Source organism: Acinetobacter sp. V2 (assembly GCF_001188385.1).
GTDB lineage: Bacteria > Pseudomonadota > Gammaproteobacteria > Pseudomonadales > Moraxellaceae > Acinetobacter > Acinetobacter oleivorans.
The window spans coordinates 181,005-186,862 of record NZ_JZFB01000001.1 but is presented as its reverse complement, the minus strand read 5'-3'; the positions used below and the strand labels follow the sequence as shown (position 1 = coordinate 186,862).

Below are 5,858 nucleotides of genomic sequence, written 5' to 3'. Positions count from 1 at the left end.
TTAATTGCCCTAACATTACTCAAAGAGTTTAATAGTTCGATTCCGATTTCTTTATATTTGGTTGCCGCAAGTCTGATCTCTATTGTCTCGATTTTGCTTGTGAAAGAAACCAAAGGTCGGTCATTGGCTTTCAAAGATTAGTCTTTAAGATATAAATTAAGCACTTAAAAATGATTTTGGGTTGTTCTATACAACCCAATTTTTTATCTAAATATTTTTGGTAGAGGCCCGATACAAAGTAGGTGACATGCCTGTATGCAACTTAAACTGACGACAAAAAGCACTATGGTCGGTATAACCACAGCGCAAACCAATTTGAGTAATCGGTAAATCTGTCGCCAATAGTTCAGTTGCGACTTGAAGACGAATTTTGCTAATCATTTGTCGCGGCGTTAAATGGTATATTTTTTTGCAATAACGTTCTAACTGAGCCACCGACACGCCAGCAATTGCAGTCAAATGCGCTAATGTAATCGTTTCGGCATAATTCTTTTTAATATATTCCTCAACCTGAACCATTTTGTAAAAAGCAGGATGTGTATGTTCAGGTACATTTAAATCATTAGAAATTCCAGCAATTCCTACCAACTTTCCATCTGCATCAAATAAAGGTTCTTTATAGGTTAAACACCAACCCGACTGATTTTTTGCATATAAATGCAGTTCTAATTGCTCTGTTAACTTTTTACCACGGCGTATTACTTGCAAGTCTTGTGACGTATATATTTTTCCAAGTGAATGAGGAAAGACTTCTTCCGAGGTCTTTCCAAGTAACGCAGTTTTATCTTTGAAACCACAGCGATTTACTAATGTTTGATTGACAAAGACATAGCGTGCTTCAGTATTTTTGATGAAAAATACCACCGAAGATAAAGCATCAAATAATGGTTCTATACTTTCCAGATTTTTTAAAAAATCTTCCAAAGTGGTGGTTAGTTTCGGAATTTGAACCAAAGTCATGAGCTAGAGCGGACAAAGTAATATCTTGTCTACTCTAGAACATTTCATTTTTGATTTAAAGGAGAAGTAGACATCGCCATAAGGCTTTTTACACGGGTAGGAAGTAATGGCGGTCGAGAGTTAGGCAACTGCCAATCAAATAGGCAGGCTGCTGCTGTTCCACAAGTGCTTCCCTGACATGCGCCCATTCCACAACGTGTATGTAATTTTGCATCAATCCAATTACTACGCTCAGCAACCTTATCAAAAGTTACATCTTCACATCGACAAAAAATAGTTTCTGGACGAGCAAGCGTTTTTAACTCAGCACGCAATTTGAAGCTTTTCTCAAGCAAATGTGCAAATAATCGATACCGTTGTCTTTGAACAAATAATTGACTGGCTTTTTCATTTTGACCTATAGCTGCATAACCTGCGATGCTACCTTCAACCATCGCCAGCTCACTTCCGCCAAAACCTGTACACTCACCTGCTGCCCACACCTGTGGCTGTGATGTACGTTGATAGTCATCGACAGTAATCGCATTGTCCTTAATTTGACAACCCATTAACTGGCCCAATTGAGTATTCGGTATTAACCCAAACCCACATGCGAGTCGATCACACTCAATTTCGACAATTCCTTTCGGTGTTTGTAGTCTTACTCGTTCAAGACGCTCCTGACCAATCGCTTCAATCACATAACTGTCAGGTTGATATAAACGATAAGGCAAAGATAACGCCTGTATTATTTTTGCAGGCCAGCGCCAAAGTTGTAGTGCAAATTTACGAACGGAAGATGAAGGTGCCTGTTCAGCAACGTAGAGAACTTGAGCTTCTGCTTTTTTCGCTGTATCAGCACTTGCTAGAAGTAATGGTCCAGATCCTGCAATCACAACACGTTCATTTTTGACAGGTGTCCCTGCTTTAATTAAAGCTTGCAAACCACCTGCTCCAGTTACACCAGGTAAGGTCCAACCAGGAAAAGGTAAAAATAGTTCTCTTGCACCCGTACACAATATAAGCTGACGGTAAGACAAATTTAGGCTGTCATGAGGTCGTTCAACGAGTAATTGGCCTACAAAAGGTGCAGCGACAATCTTGGTACCAAACATAAATTCAATATTAGGATGAGTCTCAATTTGTTGATATTTCTGCTGCGCCATTTCAGGTACAGGAAAAATCGGTCCAGCGCGCCAGATTTGACCGCCCGCCTGTGGGTTATTATCCAATATTAAAATTCGCCCACCACTCTCGGCGGCTGCAATAGCAGCTGACAACCCCGCAGGGCCTGCCCCTACAACGACCACATCGTATTGTTTTTCCATTATTGTGTTTCCACCTTCATATCTTGCTGGCACAGCGTCTGACAAGCAAGCACTCTGAGTCCATTAATATTGACACGGCATTCCTGACAAACTCCCATTCCACAAAATGGAGTACGTTTTTCACCACACACAGACAAACGGCTGTGAGACTTCGCTTGTGCTAAAGCAGCAGCAACACTCGTACCTTCAATCACAGAAACTGATTGTCCGTTAATAAAAAGCTGAATCATCTATGCAGCCCCTATAAAACGATGTGGTAAAAAAGGTTCAGGATCTATATCAAAAGTTAACCCACACACATATGAAGCAATAAGTCTTGCTGTACCTGTCGCAGTGGTTACACCTAGTCCTTCATGACCTACTGCTAAATAAACCGATTCAAATGTAGGATGTCGTCCAATTATTGGAATACCATCTGGAGTGGCTGCACGAAAACCAGTCCATGCCCGAATAACATTAAGACCAGCCAAAGCTGGGAAATAATCGACAGCCTCTTTAAGCACCCGAGTAAACACTTCTGGCTCTACAGTCGGATCAACCGTATTAAACTGACGAGATGACCCAATAAATAGCTGACCTGTCGGTCTAGGTTGAATATTACAAGCGACTGAAATTCCACTTGTCGCTTGAGTGCTGGCTGCATAAGCCAAAGCCACTAACGTATGTTTTACATTTAATTCGGGATAACGGTCGGTAATAGCTAAATGACCTTTTTTAGGTTCAATCGGTAACTCTGGAAAAAAATCTGTCGCATGAATGCCGTTTGCTAAAACAATATGTGCTGCTTCGAGCCATGTTCCATCACTTAACTGAACCCGATTTTCTTCAATATGAATAACTTTAGCTTGTTGAACCTGAATCTTTTGCGGGAATTGTTTCAACAACCATTCAGCAGCACAGGGTGCATATAAAATGCCATCATCAAAAACTTCTAATCCACCGTAAAGACCATGCTTTAAGTGAGGTTCAAGCTGACGGATTTCCTCTGCATTTCGAAGTTGGCAACGGACACCTTGTGCAGTGAGACGTTGATATTTTTCCTCGGCAATCTGCATTTCTTCTGGGCTACTTGCCAGCCATAAAGTTGGCGTTTGGCGATATGCGCAGTCTTCTGAAAGCTCGTGCCCTAATTCATGCCATAACTGAACTGACCAATGGCTAAGCTTTAATTCGGCTTCCAAGTCATCCATAATGACCAAATGCCCCATACCTGCGGCTGTTGCCCCCCCGATACGAGCATCTAAAACTTGCACATTTAACTCTTGCCGAGCTAATTCATAAGCACATGCCGCACCTACAATGCCTGCCCCAATGATGATGGCATCGGTTCTCATAGCTGAATACCCCAAGCAAATGGGTCATTTTCATCCATAAATAAAGTTGCTTCGGCACTCATGTAAGCTTCACCACGAATGGTTGGAATAACATATTCCCCTGCTTGCTCATAAGAGGCAATAAACTGGCTACCGATAATGCTGGCTTGTTTCCATAACTTTCCTGCTTCAAGTTTGCCATCTGCAGCTAAGCAAGCAATTTTCGCACTCGTTCCGGTTCCACATGGTGAACGGTCATAGGCCTTGCCTGGGCAAAGTACGAAATTTTTACTGTCCGCTTCGGCGTCACTTGCAAATAACTCAATATGGTCAATTTCTTGTCCATCTTTGCCAGTTATTCCTTGTGCCGTAAGCGCCTGTCTGACTGTCCACGCATAGTCAGTCAGTTGATCCAAATTATCACTTGCAACACTTTGACCATGGTCATTAATCAAGAAGAACCAGTTACCACCCCATGCAATATCACCAGTAACTTTTCCATATTTTTCAACATCAACTTCGACCGTTTTTTTATAACGATATGCTGGTACATTTCGCACGCTAACTGAATGATCTTCATGCAATGTCGCCTCAACATCGCCGACCGGAGTTTCAATTAAATGTGTACCTACTTGTATTTTTCCCAAGTGTGCTAACGAAGCTACTAAACCAATCGTGCCATGACCGCACATGCCTAGATAGCCTGTGTTATTAAAGAAAATAACGCCTGCACTCGCTTTAGGATTCACTGGCTTACACAATAATGCGCCAACCAAAACATCATTACCGCGCGGCTCTAACATGGTTGCTCGACGGAAATGGTCATATTGTTCTGATAATATTTTTCGGCGGCTTTCCATATCTCCTGTGCCTAAATCAGGAAAACCTTCAAGCACTAATCGTGTTGGTTCACCACCAGTATGAGAGTCCAAAATTTTTACTGTTTTCATAGAAGTATCCTTACATTTTCCTTTAGGATGACTGATCTCAAAACAGCAAGCTTGATCGTTTTCTTATGAATCGATGACGAAATCAGCATAGTGAAAACTTGCTTCAGCTAAAATAAAGACAAAAAAATTAGGCCGTTGGCCTAATTGAAATGATAAAGAATGCAGCGCTTAGTTTTTCCCATTTTTATGGTGAGGTAGATGTTCATAAAGTGATTGGCAAACACCATTAATATGCTCTTCAATTAACTTAACCGCTAAATCAACATCTTTAGCTTTGCAGGCTTTCACAATTTCTTTGTGCTCATCATTTGCACGTGATTTGCCTTCTGAAACATTCATCTGCAATCTTAAATAGCGCTCAATCTTATCGTAAATAGAACGAATTAATCCAAGCATATACGGCCGTTGTGCTGGTTCATAAAGGCATGCATGTAACTGCCAATTGAGTGTGGTCCAGCTTCCAATATCCATGTTATCGATAAAGGCATTACAAATTTCATCTGCCTTTTTATAAGTTTCTTCTGTCATATTCGGCACGGCGAGCTGAATCAGCTTCGTTTCCAACATCACTCGGACTTCAAAAATCTGTGCTAATTCTTCTTCAGAAATACGGGTCACAATTGCGCCGCGATTTTTTATAAACTCAACTAAGCCTTCGGCTTCTAGTTGCTTTAAAGCTTCACGTACGGGAATTTTGCTAACATTAAAAAGTTTGGCGATTTCATCCTGACGAATCGGTTCGCCTTCAGCAATATGCCCTGCAATAATTGCTTCTCTAATATATTTGACAATAACTTCAGATACCGAAGGCATTGCACCAAGATTTGATACATTAAAAGATGGTAGCGTCACGAATATTCTCTTAACCTCAAAAATATGACACAAATAAAAGGATGATAATTTTTATTCATCCGCCATAATGAAATCATTGCTTTTCAAGCATTATTTTCGGCACGGCTTACCTTTATTTCAATGCTGCTAAAACTCATTTTCTCTATATTATTGGAGCTAATAATTTTTAACTGCATTAATAGCTAAAGTATACTTTATACCATTTAATTCACAAAACTATTATTAGACTATGCTGAAATCGTCATCATTTTATTGTATCTAACCAAGCAAATCATAATAAATAGCAGCATACTACCCTGTTCTCTTGATGGGTAACTGTCAAAAAGATTCCTATCCATTTAGCTAAGTTATTGCCTGCAAGATAAAATTTTTATCTTGTAAAAATCATGCTGCATAAAAATTTTAAAGTTTGAGTCACTTCATATGAGTACGCCAACAGAAGCAAAATTTTCCCTGAATTATTATACGGGTTTCTT

Annotated in this window: 6 protein-coding genes and 1 pseudogene; 1 reads left to right on the top strand and 6 read right to left on the bottom strand. The window is 40.2% G+C overall.

The window, feature by feature from the left end:
- Window positions 1–141, top strand: a pseudogene (locus tag UC75_RS19515) (MFS transporter); the annotation flags it as partial.
- Window positions 142–207: 66 nt separating this feature from the next.
- Here UC75_RS19515 and UC75_RS00865 read toward each other — a convergent pair.
- The 6 genes from UC75_RS00865 to UC75_RS00840 form a co-directional block, all read right to left on the bottom strand.
- Window positions 208–960, bottom strand: coding sequence for an AraC family transcriptional regulator (locus tag UC75_RS00865; RefSeq protein WP_049836382.1), 753 nt, complete (start codon window positions 958–960; stop codon window positions 208–210).
- A gap of 44 nt (window positions 961–1,004) precedes the next feature.
- A complete protein-coding gene (locus UC75_RS00860; protein WP_049836381.1) occupies window positions 1,005–2,267 on the bottom strand; it encodes an NAD(P)/FAD-dependent oxidoreductase in 1,263 nt (420 codons plus the stop codon).
- Complete coding sequence (locus UC75_RS00855; RefSeq protein WP_049836380.1) at window positions 2,267–2,497, bottom strand: (2Fe-2S)-binding protein; 231 nt, start codon at window positions 2,495–2,497, stop codon at window positions 2,267–2,269. Before UC75_RS00855 ends, UC75_RS00860 begins: the two co-directional genes overlap by 1 nt.
- The gene (locus tag UC75_RS00850; protein ID WP_049836379.1) at window positions 2,498–3,601 is read right to left on the bottom strand and encodes an NAD(P)/FAD-dependent oxidoreductase; all 1,104 of its coding nucleotides are present in this window, start codon (window positions 3,599–3,601) and stop codon (window positions 2,498–2,500) included.
- The gene (locus UC75_RS00845) at window positions 3,598–4,530 is read right to left on the bottom strand and encodes a 4-hydroxyproline epimerase (protein ID WP_049836378.1); all 933 of its coding nucleotides are present in this window, start codon (window positions 4,528–4,530) and stop codon (window positions 3,598–3,600) included. Before UC75_RS00845 ends, UC75_RS00850 begins: the two co-directional genes overlap by 4 nt.
- A 168-nt stretch (window positions 4,531–4,698) precedes the next feature.
- The gene (locus UC75_RS00840) at window positions 4,699–5,382 is read right to left on the bottom strand and encodes a GntR family transcriptional regulator (RefSeq protein WP_000174666.1); all 684 of its coding nucleotides are present in this window, start codon (window positions 5,380–5,382) and stop codon (window positions 4,699–4,701) included.
- Between the last annotated feature and the right edge of the window lie 476 nt (window positions 5,383–5,858).